Origin of the sequence: Amycolatopsis sp. MtRt-6 (assembly GCF_017308975.1) — a bacterium.
Classification (GTDB): domain Bacteria; phylum Actinomycetota; class Actinomycetes; order Mycobacteriales; family Pseudonocardiaceae; genus Amycolatopsis.
Genome location: NZ_JADWPD010000001.1, coordinates 571,372 through 589,525, shown reverse-complemented (window position 1 = coordinate 589,525; position 18,154 = coordinate 571,372). Strand labels below are relative to the sequence as shown.

The 18,154-nt window shown below is 70.6% G+C and carries 15 protein-coding genes; 5 read left to right on the top strand and 10 right to left on the bottom strand.

Annotated features, from left to right (window positions below; genetic code table 11):
* Nucleotides 1-362: 362 nt before the first annotated feature.
* The 3 genes from I4Q55_RS02940 to I4Q55_RS02930 all read right to left on the bottom strand — a co-directional run bounded on the left by I4Q55_RS02940 (nucleotide 363) and on the right by I4Q55_RS02930 (nucleotide 2,907).
* Nucleotides 363-1,808 (bottom strand): alpha/beta hydrolase, encoded by a 1,446-nt coding sequence (locus I4Q55_RS02940; RefSeq protein ID WP_206784408.1) that lies wholly within the window; start codon nucleotides 1,806-1,808, stop codon nucleotides 363-365.
* A 67-nt stretch (nucleotides 1,809-1,875) separates the two neighbouring features.
* A complete protein-coding gene (locus I4Q55_RS02935) occupies nucleotides 1,876-2,109 on the bottom strand; it encodes a hypothetical protein (protein WP_206784407.1) in 234 nt (77 codons plus the stop codon).
* Nucleotides 2,110-2,136: 27 nt separating this feature from the next.
* Nucleotides 2,137-2,907: a DUF4097 family beta strand repeat-containing protein gene (locus I4Q55_RS02930; RefSeq protein ID WP_206784406.1), complete on the bottom strand. Its 771-nt coding sequence runs from the start codon at nucleotides 2,905-2,907 to the stop codon at nucleotides 2,137-2,139.
* 174 nt (nucleotides 2,908-3,081) lie between these two features.
* Here I4Q55_RS02930 and I4Q55_RS02925 point away from each other — a divergent pair, with 174 nt between their 5' ends.
* Nucleotides 3,082-3,615 carry a YbhB/YbcL family Raf kinase inhibitor-like protein gene (locus I4Q55_RS02925; protein WP_206784405.1) on the top strand — a complete coding sequence of 178 codons (534 nt, stop codon included), beginning with the start codon at nucleotides 3,082-3,084 and terminating at the stop codon, nucleotides 3,613-3,615.
* A gap of 27 nt (nucleotides 3,616-3,642) precedes the next feature.
* Here the strand turns inward: I4Q55_RS02925 and I4Q55_RS02920 are convergent, their stop codons facing one another.
* Together I4Q55_RS02920 and I4Q55_RS02915 are read right to left on the bottom strand one after the other, a co-directional pair.
* Complete coding sequence (locus tag I4Q55_RS02920; RefSeq protein WP_206784404.1) at nucleotides 3,643-4,080, bottom strand: GNAT family N-acetyltransferase; 438 nt, start codon at nucleotides 4,078-4,080, stop codon at nucleotides 3,643-3,645.
* A 21-nt stretch (nucleotides 4,081-4,101) separates the two neighbouring features.
* Entirely contained in the window at nucleotides 4,102-4,662 is a 561-nt protein-coding gene (locus I4Q55_RS02915) for a TetR/AcrR family transcriptional regulator (protein WP_206784554.1), read from the bottom strand.
* 157 nt (nucleotides 4,663-4,819) lie between these two features.
* Here I4Q55_RS02915 and I4Q55_RS02910 point away from each other — a divergent pair, with 157 nt between their 5' ends.
* The 3 genes from I4Q55_RS02910 to I4Q55_RS02900 all read left to right on the top strand — a co-directional run bounded on the left by I4Q55_RS02910 (nucleotide 4,820) and on the right by I4Q55_RS02900 (nucleotide 8,811).
* Entirely contained in the window at nucleotides 4,820-7,033 is a 2,214-nt protein-coding gene (locus tag I4Q55_RS02910) for a (Fe-S)-binding protein (protein WP_206784403.1), read from the top strand.
* Between the two features lie 330 nt (nucleotides 7,034-7,363).
* A complete protein-coding gene (locus I4Q55_RS02905) occupies nucleotides 7,364-7,795 on the top strand; it encodes a DUF742 domain-containing protein (protein WP_206784402.1) in 432 nt (143 codons plus the stop codon).
* Nucleotides 7,796-7,812: 17 nt separating this feature from the next.
* On the top strand, nucleotides 7,813-8,811 hold the full coding sequence (locus I4Q55_RS02900) for a cation diffusion facilitator family transporter (protein ID WP_206784401.1): 999 nt from the start codon (nucleotides 7,813-7,815) through the stop codon (nucleotides 8,809-8,811).
* Between the two features lie 16 nt (nucleotides 8,812-8,827).
* Here I4Q55_RS02900 and I4Q55_RS02895 read toward each other — a convergent pair whose 3' ends face one another.
* The 3 genes from I4Q55_RS02895 to I4Q55_RS02885 all read right to left on the bottom strand — a co-directional run bounded on the left by I4Q55_RS02895 (nucleotide 8,828) and on the right by I4Q55_RS02885 (nucleotide 15,009).
* The gene (locus I4Q55_RS02895) at nucleotides 8,828-9,532 is read right to left on the bottom strand and encodes a CAP domain-containing protein (RefSeq protein ID WP_206784400.1); all 705 of its coding nucleotides are present in this window, start codon (nucleotides 9,530-9,532) and stop codon (nucleotides 8,828-8,830) included.
* Nucleotides 9,533-9,677: 145 nt separating this feature from the next.
* Nucleotides 9,678-14,420, bottom strand: coding sequence for a hypothetical protein (locus I4Q55_RS02890; RefSeq protein ID WP_374194440.1), 4,743 nt, complete (start codon nucleotides 14,418-14,420; stop codon nucleotides 9,678-9,680).
* Between the two features lie 106 nt (nucleotides 14,421-14,526).
* Entirely contained in the window at nucleotides 14,527-15,009 is a 483-nt protein-coding gene (locus I4Q55_RS02885; protein WP_206784398.1) for a MarR family transcriptional regulator, read from the bottom strand.
* Between the two features lie 73 nt (nucleotides 15,010-15,082).
* Here I4Q55_RS02885 and I4Q55_RS02880 point away from each other — a divergent pair, with 73 nt between their 5' ends.
* The gene (locus I4Q55_RS02880; protein ID WP_206784397.1) at nucleotides 15,083-16,276 is read left to right on the top strand and encodes an NAD(P)/FAD-dependent oxidoreductase; all 1,194 of its coding nucleotides are present in this window, start codon (nucleotides 15,083-15,085) and stop codon (nucleotides 16,274-16,276) included.
* On the opposite strand, the gene dcd is transcribed toward I4Q55_RS02880, so the two are convergent.
* The gene (dcd, locus tag I4Q55_RS02875) at nucleotides 16,273-16,854 is read right to left on the bottom strand and encodes a dCTP deaminase (RefSeq protein WP_003058109.1); all 582 of its coding nucleotides are present in this window, start codon (nucleotides 16,852-16,854) and stop codon (nucleotides 16,273-16,275) included. The two genes, I4Q55_RS02880 and dcd, sit on opposite strands and share 4 nt — an antisense overlap.
* Before the next feature lie 22 nt (nucleotides 16,855-16,876).
* The gene (locus I4Q55_RS02870; RefSeq protein ID WP_206784396.1) at nucleotides 16,877-18,067 is read right to left on the bottom strand and encodes an oxygenase MpaB family protein; all 1,191 of its coding nucleotides are present in this window, start codon (nucleotides 18,065-18,067) and stop codon (nucleotides 16,877-16,879) included.
* Nucleotides 18,068-18,154: the final 87 nt, after the last annotated feature.

Sequence of the window (18,154 nt, the reverse complement as noted above, 5' to 3'; positions counted from 1 at the left end):
CACCGACGGCCCGCGTCCCAGGGGACCCGTGGGCCTGGCGCCCCTGGGACGCAGGCACCCCGCGGGCGCCGGGCGGCGCGATCCACCGCGGACTGCCCGCCGTGGAGCGGATCGGCCCCGCAGCCCGCCGCGGAGTGGGCCCCGCGTCGACCGGCTGCCGCCGCTGCGCCCCACCATCCCGGGCCACCGGCTGCCGCTCCCGGCCGACAGACTGCCGCTCACCGGCCGACCGGCTGCCGTTCCCGCACCGCTCCGGCTGCGGCCGCCGTGTCCGCCATCCCGGGCCACCGGCTGCCGCTCCCGCACCGCTCCGCCTGCTCCCAAGCCCTCCGGCGCCACACCCGCGTGCGCACGCGTCGGCCTCACCGGCAAACCGCCCCGCGACCGGGCACCACCCCGCTCACCAGGTAAGCCACCTCGGCCGCCCGGGCGCACGCGGAGTTGAACAGTCCCGTGTGGCCGTCGTCGGTGCGGGTGAGCAGGGCCGCTCCCTCGATGCTCGCCGCCAGCCCGCGGGCCCAGGCCAGCGGTGTTGCCGGGTCGTGGGCGCCGCCCACGACCAGGATCGGCGGGGTGCCGCGGACCGGCTGGGGCCGCGGTGGGTTCTTCGCCGGTATCGGCCAGCCCGTGCACCCGCTGGCGAAGTCCCAGTACTCCGAGTACCGCCAGCTGTGCGGCGCCGCTGTGCGAAGCAATCCCGCCAGGAAGCCCATGTCCGACGGCCCGGTGAACGGTGACGGGAAGTCGTGGCAGCCGATCGCCCGGTAGGCCCCGTAGATCGGGGACCGGAACTGGTTCCGCTCGGTCAGCCCCCGGGCGTCCGGGAACTCCCCGCCGGCCGCGGCCAGGTCCTTGCCCAGCGCCGGCCAGTCGTCCCTCAGGTAGAGATGGCCGTAGACGCCCGCCGAGACCTCGTCGGCCGTCGCCGGCCGCCCCAGCTCGCTCGACCAGATCCCGCCGCTGGCCGCCCGGGCCACGACGTCGTCGTAGAAGCGGAGGACGTCCTGGCCGTGCAGGGCGCAGCCGGCCGAGCCGCGGCACCAGTCCGCGAACCGGACCAGCGCGTCCTCGGTGGCCGCGGCCTCCTCCAGGATCGCCTGGGGCATCGGCCGCGCGTGGTCGATCGCGCCGTCGAGCACCATCGCCCGCACCCGGCCCGGGTACTTCGCCGCGTAGATCGCGCCCAGCTCGGTGCCGTAGGACAGCCCCAGCCACGAGATCTTCGGCTCGCCCAGCGCGACGCGGATCGTCTCGATGTCCTCGGCCGCGCTCTGCGTGTCCGCGTGGGCCAGCAGCGGCCCGGTCCGGGCCAGGCAGTCCGCGGCCGCCTTCCGGTTGTGCGCGACCAGCGCGTCGAACCCCGGCCGCGTCGACGGGAACCGGTCCAGCGCCGGGTCGAACAAGGTCGCCGCGTCACACGTGATGCGTGGCTTGCTGTACCAGTCGCCGCGCGGGTCGAACCCCACGACGTCGAACCGCTGCCGCAGCAACGCGAGCTCCGGCGAGGCCAGCCCGCCGAACTGCGCGAACCCGACGCCGGAGCCTCCCGGCCCACCCGGGTTGACCAGCAGCGAGCCGATCCGCCTGCCCGGATCGAGCGCGGGCAGCCGGGCCAGCGCCAGCTGTGCCGACCCCAGCTCCGGCCGCGCACGGTCGATCGGCACCTCGACCGTCGCGCACTCCGCCGACGGCTCCCGCTGCGTGGCACACGAGCGCCACGCCAGTGGCGAAGACGCCGAAGCGACGGCGGGCACCGCCACCGTGACCACGACCGCCGCGACGACCGCGACGACCCGGCGCATGTCCATGATGTGCTTCCTCCCCCTGCCCGCCGACCTTCGGCGTGCTTCCTTCCTAACAGCGGCCACCGACAATTCAGGAGTGGCGGGCCGGCCAAGAGGAGAAGAAGAAATCGGGGTTTCCTTGCTGTACAACGACTTCAGCCGGAGTCCCCACCCAGGAAGTCACTCGATAGTGGTAATCCGCGGTCACCGGCACGCCCTGCGCGGGAGTTTCCGCCGGCTCGCTCCGCGCGAAACCCACGGCCCCGAACGTCGCGAGCGCCCCCAGCAACGCGGCCACCAGCACGCGCCGTTCGATCCTGCCCATCGGAAATGCCCCCGTAGTAAGAGAAAGTCAGGCCGCGCGGACCGTGACGCTGCCGCTGTCGGTGGTCAGGTTCAGCACGTGCGGGGCCGTCCCGTCGGTCTGCACGCCGATGTCGCGGCGGCCGCTGTCGCTGTTGCCCTCGACGCGGTACGGCCCGCCCGGCACGGTCAGCTCGACGCTGCCGCTGTCGGCATGCACCTTCACGTCGTTCGACTGGGTCAGCCGGAATTCGACGCTGCCACTGGAGGACGTCACGTCGACCGGGCCGCGCACGTCGTCGCCGGTGACGCTGCCGGATTCGCTCTGCAGCTGCACCGCGCCGACGTTCCGCAAGGTGATCGCACCGCTGTCCAGCCGCAGCTTCACCGCGCCGGAAACGTCTTCGACGCGGGCGTGCCCGGAGTCGGCGTGAACGTCCACACTCGACACCCCGGCGATGTCCAGCCCACCGGAGTCGAGGTTCCCGGTGACGGGCACCCCCTGCGGCACGACGACTTCGAAGTCGACCTCGCAGTTCCGGCCGCACGCGCCGAGCACCAGCTGGTCACCTTCGACACGGTAGAACGGCCCGTCCGGTTTGTTCCGCCAGCGGTAGTTGACCTCTTCGCGCACCGTCGACGGCCCCGAGCCGGTGCGGATCTTCACCGATCCCGAGTCACCCTCCAGCTTCACGCTGCGGATCGTCTGCGAAACGGTGTCGGTGTGTGCGAAATCGGAGCCCCAGCCCCAGCCGAGCGCGGTCGCCAGGCCGACGCCGATCAGGACGATGCCTCCCACAGCCAAAAGCGGGCGCGCCATGCTCGTTGGTCCCCTCGGTGTTGTTTCCTCTGCGTGAAGAACGTTAGGACGGGGTGAGCGGCCCGTATATGGGGGTAACCCCCCGAAAGACCCTGAGATCCCTCCCTGAGACGCAGGGCCGGCGCTCGGGGCCTAACCTGGCGCAAGTCTCCAGTTCCGTGATCAGGAGGATCCATGCCGCAAGCACCCGGCCCGTACGAATCCCTGCCCGAAGTGCCGTCGTTCACCCTGCGCAGCAACGACGTCGCCGACGGCGAAACCCTGGCCACGCCCCAGTTGTCCGGCATCTTCGGCGCCGGCGGCGAGGACCGTTCGCCACACCTGGCGTGGGAGGGCTTCCCGGCGGAGACGAAGAGCTTCGCGATCACCTGCTACGACCCGGACGCGCCGACCGGCAGCGGCTTCTGGCACTGGGCGGTGTTCAACATCCCGGCTTCGGTGACGGAGCTGGCGTCCGGCGCGGGCGACGGCTCCGGCCTGCCCGAAGGCGCGGTGACGCTGAAGGGCGACGGCGGGGTCAAGCGGTTCCTCGGCGCGGCGCCGCCGCCCGGGCACGGCCCGCACCGCTACTACTTCGCCGTGCACGCGCTCGACCTCGACAAGCTGGAGGTGCCGGAGGACGCGACGCCGGCGTTCCTCGGCTTCAACATGTTCGGGCACACGCTGGCCCGCGCGGTGATCACGCCGGTGTACGAGAACAAGGGCTGAGTCACCCGGGGCGGGCCCGGCGCGGCGTCACTTCACGAAGTTCCCCGCGTTGGGCCCCTCGCGCTCCAGGTAGTGGCCCTTGGTGTGCTCGGCGAAGCCGAACTGCCGGTACAGCCCGTGCGCGTCGGCGGTGTGGAGCATCCAGCGGAACTGCGCGCCGGGACCGTTGTCGATCATCTCCCGCACGATCTCCTTTCCGAGGCCGCTGCCGCGGGCGGAGCCGACGACGAAGACATCGGCGAGGTAGGCGGACGAGACGCCGTCGGAGAACGCGCGGGCGAACCCGGCCATCGAGCCGCCGCGGTAGGCGCCGACGACCCGCCACGAGCCGTCGATCGCGGCTTCGACCTGCTCACGCGTGCGCCAGCGGCCCCAGTAGGCCTCGGTCGAGAGGAACTTCCACACCACGTCGAGGTCCAGCCGCGTCCGGTCGTCGTCGAGCTCGAAGTCACCGAAGATCCGCATGATCCGAAACTAAGACAGCCGTCAACGCGGTTTCAGCAGGTAGTCCACCACCGGCCGCAGCTCCTCGGCCGACGGCGGCTCGTCGTCGATCAGGCCCTGGATGAGCAGGCCGTCGATGCCGGCGAGGAAGACCCGGAACGCCACCTCGTCGTCGTGGCGGACCATCGACGTCAGGACGTCCAGCCAGCGCCGGGCGGCCGGGCGCAGCTCGGGCTTCCGCGCGGCGAGCAGGTAGAGCTCGTACTCCGCCATCGTGCGCCCCCGCCGCGGGCCGAGCGCCTCGGCGAGCAGGGCCGCGACCTCCTCGGCGCCGCGGGAGCCGCGGGACCGGGCCCGGTCGATCATCCAGTAGACCTCGGTCGCCATGTCGCGGGCGCACGAGATGAGGGTCGCGACCAGCAGGTCGTCCAGCGACGAGAAGTGGTAGGTCGTCGACGTCGTGGGCACGCCGGCCTCGGCCGCGACCGTCCGGTGGGTGACGCCCGCGACGCCGTCACGCTCGATGATCCGCAGCGTGGCCTCGATGAGCTCGGCGCGCCGCTTCTCGCCGCGCGCCTTCCGGCCGTCCACTTGCAGCTTCACCATAGGGTGAAAACTACCTGAACGATCGTCCCAAAACAAAGAGCGACGTACACCACATCGGTGGGACTTAAGGCCACTCAACGGGTTACTCATCAGTAAGGAAGGTTAGTCTCCCGGCACCACCACAGTTTTGATCCGGACGAAAGGCACCCGAACGATGGGCGCTCTCCAACTGACGCTGGGCGGCATCGCCGTCGTCCTCGGCGTCGTCGCGTGGGGCATGTTCGCCGCGACGATCGCCCGTTTCGTGCGGGTGATCCGCCTCGGCCAGCCCGACTCGACGCGCAACGGGCCGTTCACGGCGCGCATGAAAACGCTGATCAAGGAGTTCGCCGCGCACACGCGGATGAACCGCAAGCGCAGCGTCGGCCCCGCCCACTGGCTGGTCATGTGGGGCTTCCTGCTCGGCTCGCTCGCCCTGTTCGAGGCCTACGGCGAGGTCTTCGTGCCGACGTGGGGCTGGCCGATCCTCGACGACTTCCCGCCGTTCCAGCTGCTCATGGAGCTGCTCGGGCTCGGCACGATCGTCGGCATCCTGGTGCTGATGGCGATCCGGCAGCGCAACCACCCGCGCCGCGCCGACCGCCAGAGCCGCTTCCAGGGCTCGAACTTCAAATGGGCGTACTTCATCGAGGCCGTCGTGCTCGTCGAGGGCATCGGCATCATCGGCGTCCGCGCCGCGAAGGCCGCGCTGGGCGCGCACGAGACGCCGACCTGGGCCGCCTTCGTCTCGAACCCGATCGGCGAGCTCCTGCCGGCGAGCCCGAACCTGGTGACGATCTTCGCGTTCGTCAAGCTGATGAGCGCCACGGTCTGGCTGATCGTCGTCGCGCGCACGATGACCATGGGCATCGCGTGGCACCGCTTCAGTGCCTTCTTCAACATCTACTTCAAGCGCGAGGCCGACGGCGGCGTCGCCCTCGGCGCGCTCAAGCCGATGATGAGCGGCGGCAAGGTCCTCGACCTCGAGGAAGCCGACCCCGACGAGGACACCTTCGGCGTCGGCAAGATCGAGGACTTCAGCTGGAAGGGCTGGCTGGACTTCTCGACGTGCACCGAGTGCGGCCGCTGCCAGGAGCAGTGCCCGGCGTGGAACACCGGCAAGCCGCTGTCGCCGAAGCTGGTCATCACGCAGCTGCGTGACCACGCCTACGCGAAGGCGCCGTACCTGCTGGCCGGCGGCAAGCGCGACATGGCGGGCGACGAGATCGGGCTGTCCGGCGACAACATGTACGCCGGGATCGACGTCCTCGCCATCGCCGAGTCGCAGAAGGCCCTGATCGGCGACGACGGCGGCGTCATCGACCCGGACGTCCTCTGGTCCTGCACCAGCTGCGGCGCCTGCGTCGAGCAGTGCCCGGTCGACATCGAGCACGTCGACCACATCGTCGACATGCGCCGCTACCAGGTGATGATCGAGTCGGCGTTCCCCAGCGAGCTGAACGGCATGTTCAAGAACCTGGAGAACAAGGGCAACCCGTGGGGCCAGAACGCCAAGGACCGGCTGGCCTGGACCGAGGACCTCGACTTCGAGGTCCCGGTGTTCGACGGCGACCTCGGCGACGCGGAGTACCTGTTCTGGGTCGGCTGCGCCGGCGCGTTCGAGGACCGCGCCAAGAAGACGACGCGCGCGGTCGCGGAGCTGCTGCACATGGCCGGCGTCAAGTACACCGTGCTCGGCTCGGAGGAGTCCTGCACCGGTGACCCGGCCCGCCGCGCCGGCAACGAGTTCCTGTTCCAGATGCTCGCCCAGCAGAACGTCGAGGTGCTGAACTCGGTGTTCGAGGGCCGCGAGCGCAAGGCCCGCAAGGTCGTCGTGACCTGCGCGCACTGCTTCAACACGCTCGCCAACGAGTACCCGGAGCTGGGCGGCCAGTTCGACGTCGTGCACCACACGCAGCTGCTGAACCGCCTGGTGCGGGAGAAGCAGCTGGTGCCGGTGGCGCCGGTCGCCGAGGACGTCACCTACCACGACCCGTGCTACCTCGGCCGCCACAACAAGGTGTACGAGGCGCCGCGCGAGCTCGTCGGCGCGACCGGCGCGCAGCTGCGCGAGATGCCGCGGCACGGCGACAAGTCGATGTGCTGCGGAGCCGGCGGCGCGCGGATGTGGATGGAAGAGAAGATCGGCAAGCGAATCAACGTCGAGCGCGTCGACGAGGCGCTCGGCACCGCGCCGTCGAAGATCGCCACCGGCTGCCCGTTCTGCAAGGTGATGCTGAACGACGGCCTGACCGCGCGCCAGAGCGACGGCACGGCGAGCGAGAAGGTCGAGATCGTCGACGTCGCGCAGATGCTGCTGGAGTCGGTCAAGCGCAAGCCGGAACCGAAGCCGATCGCGCTCGGAGCGCCGTCACTCGCGGAGGAGTGACACGGTTGTCGAGAACGCGCGGCCCCGGTCAGGACTTCCTGGCCGGGGCCGTTTTTCATGGTCCGAAAGTTTCAGGGAATTGGTGACCTCGTAGCCATTCCGCTACCCGTTGTCACCGGTCGCACCCTTGACTTCGGGTCCGCTAGCTGGGACTTCTTCGCGGTAATCGTTTTCCTGAAAAATGTTCATGATAATCACTGAATTGGCCCATCGAGTCAAGGACAAACGACGGTCAGAACCCTGGACAAGCGGCGTATCCTGGCCTTTCCTCGCCGCCGCCGTTGCCAGCGAGGGCACCTTTGACGATCACGGAAACAGGGGGCGGCACGAATGGCCGAGGACCGGCGGACCACCACGACCGGCCGACACGCCCTGCACCCCATCCCGGACGACATCCGGCTCGCCCAGGACTACGTGCCCACGCAGCGCACGCTCGTGCGCCCGTACGTCCTCACCCGTGGCCGGACGCAGTCGCGGCGCCACCTCGCGATCGAAGCGATGGTCTCGACACGGGCCGGCGCGCACTGGGACGGCGCCCGGGTGACCGGTGAGTTCCGTTCGGTGCACTCGCTGTGCCTGCACCCGCGGTCGGTCGCCGAGGTCGCGGCCACGCTGAGCGTGCCGCTCGGCGTCGTGCGCGTCCTGCTGGACGACATGGCCGAGCAGGGCCTGGTCACCATCCACGACAGCCGTCCGGGCGCCGACGGCCGGCCCGCGATGGCGCTCATGGAACGCGTTCTGAGCGGCCTGCAGCGCCTCTGAGCACTACGCTCACCAGCGTGAGCGAGGAACCCGGGAACTCCGGCGGCGAAAGCACCCTGACCGTCCTGCTCGCCGGCGGGGTGAACCTGGCGATCGCCATCATGAAGCTGATCGCGGGCGTCCTGACCGGCTCGGGCGCGATGTTGTCCGAAGCCGCGCACTCGGTGGCCGACACGATCACCGAGGTCCTGCTGCTGACGGCGTTGAAGCGCTCGGAGCGCCCGGCCGACCGCGTGCACCCCTTCGGCTACGGCAAGGAGCGGTACTTCTGGTCGCTGCTCGCGGCGGTCTCGATCTTCGCCTCGGGTGCGATGTTCGCGCTCTACGAGGGTGTCTCGACGCTGTTCGGGCACGGCGAGGCGCAGAGCACGTCGCTGCTCAGCTACATCGTCCTCGCCGTGGCGTTCGTGCTCGAGAGCACGTCGTGGCTGCAGGCAGTGCGCCAGGTCGTGCGGGAGTCCCGCGCGGAGAACCGCTCGCTGTGGACCTACCTGCGGCTCATCGACGACCCGACGCCGAAGACGGTCCTGTTCGAGGACTCGGCCGCGCTGATCGGCCTGCTGCTCGCGTTCGGCGGCATCGGGCTGCACCAGCTCACCGGCTCCGAGGTCTGGGACGGCATCGCGTCGATCGCCATCGGCCTGCTGCTCGCCTGCGTCGCCTACCTGCTCGGCCGCACCAACCGCGGCCTGCTCGTCGGGCGCCAGGCCGACCCGCTGCTGGTCCGCGGCGTCCGCGACCACCTGGACAGCGCGCCGGAGATCGAGGCCGTCGTCGACCTGCAGACCATGCTGATGGGCACCGACCAGGTGCTGGTCTGCACCCGCGTGGACTTCGACGACTCGCTCGGCGCCGCGGACGTCGAACGCGCGTGCGTCCGGCTCGCGGCCGAGCTGACGGAGACGTTCCACGACGTCACCGAGGTGTTCATCGAGCCGGTGCCGCGGTCTGATCCGGAGCTGCGGGCGACGGTGCTGGCGCGCTACGGCGACATCGCCGAACGGTGGAGCAAGTAGCTTCCCTCAGTACCTCTCAGTATCCGAAGTTCTGGACCCAGTACCAGCCCGCGGTGGTGACGCCGACACCGATCTTCTTGAGCGAGCAGTTCAGGATGTTGGCGCGGTGGCCTTCGGAGTTCATCCAGGACTCCATGACCTGCGCCGCGGACGTCTGCCCGCGCGCGATGTTCTCCGCGCCCGGCTTCGGGTAGCCGGCGTTCTTGATGCGCTGATCGAACGTCGTGCCGTCGGGACTGGTGTGGGAGAAGAAGTTCTCGGCCGACATCTGTTCGCTGTAGTCCTGCGCGGCCTTCGTGACGTGCGATTCCTCCACCAGCGGGGCACAGCCGGCCTTCGCCCGCTCGTCGTTGACCAGCGTGATGACCTGGGCGGCGGCCGAAGGGGCGACGCGGGCCGCGGCCTTGGTGCTGGGCGCCGGAGCTTCGGACGGCGACTGTTGCGGCGCGGCGGAAGTCTCGGTCGGCGTGGGTGCCGCGCTGGACGTCGTCACCGGGGCGGGGGCCGAGGTCGTGGGCGCGCCGGGCTGACCGGGGGTAGTGGTCTGGACCTGGCCGCCGGCGAGGTCGGTTCCGCTGCCGCTGCCGGCGCCGGCGGGCGCGTTCGGCAGGACGAGCGCCGCGGCGCCGAGCTCGGCGGTGTTTCCTTCGGCGGTAGCCATCCAGGTGCCTGCGGCGGCGGAAAAAACGCCGAGCAGCACACTGAGTGACACCATCACCACGTGCGCACGTTCACCAATGGGGGACACGGCGCAGGAACGTATCACGGAACAATTACAACGAGAACCCTACGAACGCACTGGTCACATTTCCCGTCGGCGACAGGCATGGATTTCGCGGCAATCGGACGCTCCCGCGTTGCTCCGTTCAGCCTATTCGGACGACGAACGCCGACTCGCCGGAAGCACTCACCGGACGCCGGGTCGGGTCTTGACCGGTGGCGGTTGCTTTGCCGGTGAAGCCAACTTTTCCGGCGACCGTTGTGCAGGTGTAAGAAATTTCGGCGTCCACGGCCAGTTCGGGCACGGTGCGCGCACACGACGGCGTGTGGTCGTCGACGACGCTCACGTCGGCGAGCGGGACGTCGCCGGTGTTCTTGACCAGGATCGAAAACGTGACGGTGTCGCCTTCCCGGACTTCGTAGGGTGCCGCGTCTTTCATCACGGCGATCCCGGGGTGGATGACGTCGGCTTTCGCGTCACCGGTTGATTGCACCGTGCGACCGGTCGGATCAATTCCGGTGATCTCGACGGCTTGCGCGAAGTCGTCACCGGGTGCTTTGCGGGTGCAGGTGTAGGTCAGCACCGCTCCGGTTTCGACGATGTCGAACTTCTTCGCACAGGCGGTTTGTGCGTCCACAACGGACACTGCGGTCAGCGGGACGTCGCCGGTGTTGCGCGCGGTGACGGTGAAAGTGACGTCGTCGCCGGCGCGGACTGTCTTGGGCGTCGCGTCGATGGTGAGCTGCACGGCGGGGTGGATGACGTCGATCTTGTCGCTGTCGGTCGTCGTGAGCGGCGGGCCGGCCGGGGCATCCGCCGTCGCCTTGACGGTGCGCACCGCGTCGTCGGCCGGGGCGGTCGTCGTGCAGTCGAACTGCTGCTTGGCACCGGCTTCGAGCTGGTCGAAGGTCTTTTCACAGGACTCGCTTCGGACGTTGACGGCGGTCAGCGGGACGTCGCCGGTGTTGGTGACGGTGAGGGTGGCGGTGACGGTGTCGCCTTGGCGGAAGGGGCCGCCGTGGATGTCCTGGGCGAGCTGGAGGGCGGGGTGCAGGACGGTGTATTGGGCGTCGTCGGTCGCGCTGACCTGGCGTTTCACCGGATCGGTGCCAGTTGCGGTGGCAGAGCTCACGAAACTGTCGGTGCCGGCGTCTACTTTGCAGGAGTGGCGCTGCCGGGCGCCGGGAAGGAGGGTGCCGATGGACTGAGCGCACGCCGGAGTGCGGCTGTCCACAAGGGACACATCGGTCAACGGGACATCGCCGGTGTTGGTGACGACGAGGGTGAACGTGACGGTGTCGCCTTGGCGAACACGCGTGGGTGAGGCGTCGTTGGTGACGGAGATGGCGGGATGGATGACGTCGACGCCGGCGCCGGCGGAGGCGGTCACCGGACGATCGGTGGCGTCGGTACCGGTGGCGTGGGCGGCGGCGACGAAGTCGGTTTCCCCGGCGATCTGGGTGCAGCTGTAGGTGTGTTTCGCCTGCGGTTCAAGGCGGCCCAGGGATTTGGCGCAGTCCCGCGCTCGCTCGTCGACAACGGTGACGTCGTGGAGGGCGCTGTCACCGGTGTTGGTGACGGTGATGGTCGAGGTCACGGTGTCGTCGGCGTGCACGACGGCAGGCTCGACGACCCGGCTGATCGCAAGAGCGGGATGGATGACATCGACGCCGACGTCGGCATCGGCGGTGACGTCCGGGCCCACGGGCGGGGTGGCAACGATCCGGAAGGCCCACGTGACGTCGTCGGCCGGGGCGGTCGTGGTGCAGGTGAAGTCGCGGGAGGCGCCGGGAGCAAGGGTGCCGTCGAGGGTTTGGCTGCAGCCGGTGGGCGAGGTGGGCGCGGTCTGCTGACCGGTTCGTCCGCCGATGGCTCGCCCATCGGCGGCCTGCCCGCCAGCGCCAGGGCGGACCGCGGCCTCCTGACCGGCGGCGCCCGGGTGGACCGCGGCGGCCTGCTGGCCGTCGGCTCCCGACGGGGCCACGGCCTGCGAGCCGGCGCCCGGCGGAGCCACGGCTTGCCCGCCCGTGCCAGGCTGGCCGGTCGGCCCACCGGTGGCCCGCATGCTCGGAGCCTGCTGGCCCGGTGCCTGCAGAGCCGCGGCCTGCCCGCCGGTGGTCTGCCCGCCCGTGCCAGGCTGGCCGGCAAGCTGCCCGCTGGCGGGCTGCCCGCCGGCGCCAGCCGGGCCGGCGGCCGGCCCACCGAGCGCCCGCGCCGCCGTGGCCTGCGTGTCCGACACCCGGAGGCCGGTCAGCGGCACGTCACCCGTGTTGCGCAGCGTGATGCGGAACGGCACCTTGTCGCCCTCGCGGAACGGACCTCCCGTCGCTTCCGCCGTCACCGCGACCGCCGGGTGCTGCACCGTGAACGCGGCCTCGGCCGCCGATGTCACCGGGCGGGCCGTCGGGTCCGTGGCCGTCGCCGTCGGCTTGTTCGTGATGCCCGTTGCGCCCGCGGTCGTCGTGCACGTGTACTCCTGCTGCGCCCCGGGCTGGAGCGCGCCCAGCCGCTTCGCGCACGCCGGGACCTGGTCGTCCGCGACCGCCACCTCCGTGAGCGGCACGTCGCCGGTGTTGGCCGCGGTGATCGTCCACGTCACCGTGTCGCCTTCGCGGACCTGGGCCGGTGTCGCGCGCACCGCCAGGCTGACCGCCGGGTGGATCACGTCCACCGTCGCGTCGTCGGTGACCTTCACCGTGCGGCCGAGCTGGTCCTTGCCGGTGGCCGTGGCCGTCGTGGCGAGGTCGTCCGGCGGGGCCGGTGCGGTACACGTGTAGGTGACCGTCCCGCCCGGGGCGAGCGCGCCGATTGCCTTGGCGCACGCCGGGAGGCCGTCGGTCACGGCTACCTCGGTCAGCGGTGCGTCGCCGGCGTTGGCGACCGTCATCGTGAACGTGATCGGGTCGCCGGCGCGCGCGATGGCGGACGCGGCCGCCGCCGTCAAGGCCAGCGCCGGGGTGATCACCGTGACCGTGGCCGACGCGGTCGCCGCGACGGGCCGGCCGGCCAGGTCGGTGCCGGTCGCCGTCACCTGGGTCGTCGTGGTCCGGGACGGGTTCGCCGTGCACGTGTACGTCTGCGTCGCACCCGCGGCCAGGCCGGCGAAGGTGCGCGAGCAGGCCGACGTCGTGTCGTCGGTGACCTTCACCGGGGCGAGCGGGCTGTCGCCGGTGTTGCGCACGACCACCGTCCAGGTGACGGCGTCGCCCGCGTGGATCACCGGCGGGTCCGCGGTCTTGGTGACCTCGACCGCGGGCGCGATCGTCGGCGCGGGCGCGTCGGCCCTGGCCGTCACCTGCTTGCCGAGCTCGTCGGTGGCCACCGCGGTCGCCGTGTTGACGCCGTCGGCGATCGGCGCCTTCGCGGTGCACGTCGTCGTGCGGGTTTCGCCCGGCGCCAACGCTCCGGTGAGCGCGCACGACGGTGTCTTCGGGTCGGCGACCTGGAGGCCGGACAGCCCCGTGTCGCCGGTGTTCGTGACCTTGATCGTGAAGGTCGCGACCTCACCGGCGCGATACGCGGGCCGGTCGGCCGTCTTCGTCATGCCCAGCGCCGGGTGCAGGACGTCGACGCGCGCACTCGCGACGCCGTCGAGTGCGTCGCCGAGCGCGCTCGTGCCGGTCGCCTTCGCGGTGTTCGTGAAGTCGTCGGGCGGCGCGGTTCCGGTGCACGTGTAGCTGACCGTCTGACGCGGCGCGAGCGTGCCGAGCGGCTTGGCACACTCCGGGACGGCCGGGTCGGCGACCTCGACCCCGGCCGCCGGGACGTCGCCCGGGTTCGTCACGACAACGGCGAACGTGACCGGCTCGCCCGCGTGCACCTTCGGCTGGTTCGGGCGCACCGCGATCTGGAGTTCGGGCACCGGCACCGAAAACGCGAGGTTCTGCGCCAGCACCGTATCCCCGCTGGTCACGACGCCGAGCTTCGCGCTCGTCGCGCCGGCGGGGATGCTGTCGACGTTGAACGCCTTCGCGTCGACGCTGAAGTTGTTCTTCGCGCCCGGCGCCGCCGCGTTTTCGGCGTTGGAGATGAAGAAGTTCGACGTGCCGCCGGTCGCGGGCTCGGCCGCCGGGGCGCCGTCGACCAGGAACTGGTCGCCGGACGCGCCCCAGTCGCCGTCGTACGCGGTGACACCGAGGTGCGCGTCGGCGGCCGCCGCCCGGAAGCCGGTGATCGTCGTTTCGGCCGCCGGGGCGCCGGCCGTCTGCCGGAGGTGCCCGTCGTAGACGACCACCTTGCGCTTGTTCGGCGCGTAGTCCGCGTTGCGCTCGGGGTAGGCGTAGACGAGCGCGAGCGACCAGCCACCCGCGCAGTCGAAACCCTTGGGCGTCCAGACATTGCCGACCGTCACGTCGAACGCCGGCGGCACGCTCGCGAACCGGCTGGTCACGTCGGCGAGCGCCGAGTAGTGACTCCCCTCTTCGGCGTACCCGGACGGCGCGATGTCCACCGGTTCCGCGCTGCCGACGGAAAGCCGGACGTTCTGCTTCGCCGGCGTCCCCGGCGGGGGCACCGCGCGGTCACCGCAGGTCAGGCTGCCCGCCCAGTTCAGCCGCGCGAAAACGACCTGAGCGCCGGGCGGGACGCCGACCGACGCGCTCGCCGAGTCGAACGTGCCCGGGTCGGCGTCGACGTCGGCCCACTGCATGAAGAAGTCGTCGTTGTCCAGCGTGTCCTTGCGGTCGGCGGTGTTCGCGCACGCTGCCGGGGTCGCGACCGTCCCGCCGGCCGGCGCGCCGTCGGCGGCGACCGGGCAGCGCAGGACGCCGTTGCCCGCGTAGACGAAGTCGCCGTAGACCACGGCGTCGTAGCCCACCGCGAACGGCGGGCCGGCGGCCGCGCCCGCCGCCGGCACCAACGCCGAGGCCAGGAAGACCAGTGCCAGCACGAAAATCGGGCGAAGCGGTCTTTCGGGCAACGGCACTCCTCGCCACCTCCGGGGTCGAGACGACCCTTGGGAGCGTGGCACGAGAGCGGGTCTTACGCCTTCAAACTCACTCGTTCGTGGGGGCGGGACCAGAACCCGTCAGCTTCGCCGTCGACTCGTGGGTGAGGGCGGTGGCGGCCCGGACGAACCCGATGACCGTGCGGAGCTCGTCGTCGGTGTAGCGGTCGCAGAGCTCGTACATGCCCCTGACGAGGTGGTCCCACAGGTGCACGCCACTCGCAATGGACTGCAGGTCCAGCGCGATGAGGATCTTGCGCCGGTCGTCCGGGTGCGGCTCGCGGTTGACGATGCCCTTGCGCTCGAGCCGGTCGATCATCGCCGTCACCGACGCCGGCGCGAGCCCCGACAGCCGCGCGAGGTCCTTCGGCGTCTGCGGGCCGATGCGCGCGAGGTAGTCCAGGACCTTGCTCTCCACCGCCGACAGCCCCCGGGTCTCGGAGATCGCGGTGTGGAACATGACCGTCTCCGTCGACAGCTCCCGCGACCTGAGCAGGACTTCTTCGACGAGTTCCGTTCGCTCGCTTGACACGACGACCAGCCTAGCCCACTCTTTAGTTCGACAGAACGAATTATTTTCTAAGACATTCGAGGGATCGAACGACATGACACGGGCACTGATCATCGGGGGCGGCGTCGCGGGCACGATCACGGCCATCGCCCTGCACGAAGCCGGGCACGAGCCAGTGGTCTTCGAGGCTTACGACCGTGACTCCGAGGGCGTCGGCGCGTTCCTGACGCTGGCCGTCAACGGCCTGGACGCACTGCTCCCGCTGGGCCTGAAGGACGTCGTCCGCGGCGTCGGCTTCGACTCGCCGCGGATGTCCATCGGGCTCGGCAACGGCACGCGGCTCGCCGAATTCCCCCTGGGCGGCGCGCTGCCGGACGGCACGGTGAGCCAGACGGTCCTGCGCTCCGACCTCTACGTCGCGTTGCGCGACGAGGCCGCGCGGCGCGGCATCCGCGTCGAGTACGGCAAGCGCCTGACCGACGCGAGCCAGGCGAACACGCACGTCAGCGCGAAGTTCTCGGACGGTTCCCACACGGAGGGCGACCTCCTGATCGGCGCCGACGGCCTCCGCTCCCGGGTCCGCACGATCATCGACCCGCACGCGCCGTCGCCGCGGTACGTCCAGCTGCTGAACACCGGCGGGTTCGCCGAAGGACTGGACCTGCCCGACGAGCCGGGCGTGCTGAACATGGTGTTCGGCAGGCGCGTGTTCTTCTGCCACGTCGTCAGCCCGGACGGCCGCGTCTGGTGGTTCGCGAACCCGGCCCGCAAGACCGAGCCGACCGCGGCCGAGCTCAGCGCGCTCACCGGGGAAAACTTCCGGAAGGACCTGCTGGACCTGGTGGCCCGCGACCGGACGCCGGCCACCGAGATCATCCGCGCGACCCGCCGGATCTACCCGCCCTGGCCGACGTACGACTTCCCGACGGTCCCGGTGTGGCACCGCGGCCGGATGGTGATCATCGGCGACGCGGCGCACGCGACGTCACCGGCGGCGGGCCAGGGCGCTTCGATGGCCATCGAAGACGCCGTCACGCTGGGCAAATGCCTGCGCGACGTGCCTGACGTCCCCCACGCGCTGGCCGCCTACGAAGGGTTGCGACGCGAGCGGGTCGAAGCCGTGGTCGCGGCGGGCAAGCGCAACGGCGACGACAAGGTGATCGGCCCGGTCGGCCGGGTCGTCCGCGACTTCTTCATCAAGCGGGCGTTCGCGAAGCCGTTCAAAGAGGACCCGAACGCCTTCATGTGGAACCACCACATCGACTGGGACGAGAAGGTCGCGGTTTAGCGCCAGGTGTCGACGCGGTGGAAGTTCTTGTACGCCCGGCTCGGGGTCGGGCCACGCTGCCCCTGGTAGCGGGACCCGGCTTCGCTGGAGCCGTACGGGTGCTCGGCCGAGCTCGAGAGCCGGAAGATGCACAGCTGGCCGATCTTCATGCCGGGCCAGAGCGTGATCGGCAGGTTGGCGACGTTCGACAGCTCGAGGGTGATGTGCCCGGAGAAGCCGGGGTCGATGAACCCGGCGGTCGAGTGCGTGAGCAGCCCGAGGCGCCCGAGCGACGACTTGCCCTCGAGGCGGCCGGCCAGGTCGTCGGCCAGGGTGACGAGCTCGAACGTCGAGCCGAGGACGAACTCGCCGGGGTGCAGCACGAAGGGCTCGTCACCCTCCTTCTCGACCAGCGAGGTCAGCTCGTCCTGCTGCAGCTGCGGGTCGATGTGGGTGTACTTGCTGTTGTCGAAGACGCGGAAGAACCGGTCGAGCCGGACGTCGATGCTGGACGGCTGGACCATGCCGGCATCGAAGGGGTCGATGCCGAGCCGGCCGGCGTCGAGCTCTTTGCGGAGGTCACGGTCACTGAGCAGCACGGCCGAAGCCTATCCGGTGGATTCAGGCGGCCCGCATGTGCTGCGCGTAGGTGGTGTCGGGCGCGAAGATCTTCTCGAGCCGCTTCACGTACCCGCGGCGCCCGGCCTCGCCGATCCGCTCCTGCAGCGCGGTGGCCCCGGGGATGAACCGCCGCACGGTCTCGGCGGCGAAGTTGACGCCCGCGACGGCGACGATCGCGGCCTGCGCGACGGGGTCGTTCGGCAGCCCGAGGAAGTCGGCGTTGGTCTTCCCGAGCACGAGCCGGCTGATCGACGAGTGCACGGCGACGGAGACGTGCGAAAGCACCTTCCCGACGGCCCCGCGCCCTTCACCGACGGCGGCGTTGGCCTGGATCAGCGCCTTGGCGAGGCGTTTCGAGTCGTCGTCCGGGATGAACTCGGTGGCGGCGAGCAGCCACAGCAGCCGCCAGGCGTCCGCTTCGGAGGTGGGCAGCAGCTCGTCGTCGACGCCCATGAGCCAGCCGATGTAGCGCCAGAGGTGCAGGATGTCGCCGCGTTCGCGCGCGGAGTAGCGCAGGCCGAGCAGCTGCGTCCCGAAGACGTAGACGAGCGAGAAGAGGAGAAGAGTCCCGGCGGTCTGCACCTGGTTGACGGGCCGGTCCCAGGCGGCGTAGTCCCAGTCGTCCCGCCGGTTCATGGCGGCGCGCACGTGGGCGTGCACGAGCCGGATCCGCAGCGCGGCGGCGTACCCCTTCCCTCCGTGCTTGAGGGCCCCGGGCGTGGTGACGTCGATCCACCAGGCGGCGGTTTCGACGAGCCGCCGCGTGGCCTTGTGCTCGATTTCACCGGTCCCGACCAGGGATTTCGTGGCACGCGAGGCGAGGTAGCCACCCATCAGCGACATGTCACCGAGCGGGAAGAGCCCCAGCAACCCGGCCCGGGTGATGGCTTTCGCGCCACGCTCGAGCCGCTCGTCGTCGACCCAGCAGGGCTTGGCGTCGACCTGGTCGAAGAAGTCCTTGAGCGGCCCGGTCGCTTCGCCGCCGTTGAGCGCCTCCTCGAAGAGTTCCCGCCCGCGCCCCTTCGGCTGCTGCGCCATCCAGGCGACGACGTCGTCCGCGAGCCGGTCCTGCACCTGGGCGAACTCCCTGATGCGGGCGACCTGGCGTTCGTCACCCCGGATGTCACCGTCGACGAACAGCCGCTGGGCCAGCCGGAACCCCCCTTGCCGGAACAGCTCGGGCTCGTCCATGACGCTCACCTCCGGAGTAGACAACAAGTGTTGTCACTTGACGCGCGCAAGTCAAGGAGGAGGGCGCTGGACAAGGGGATCACGATG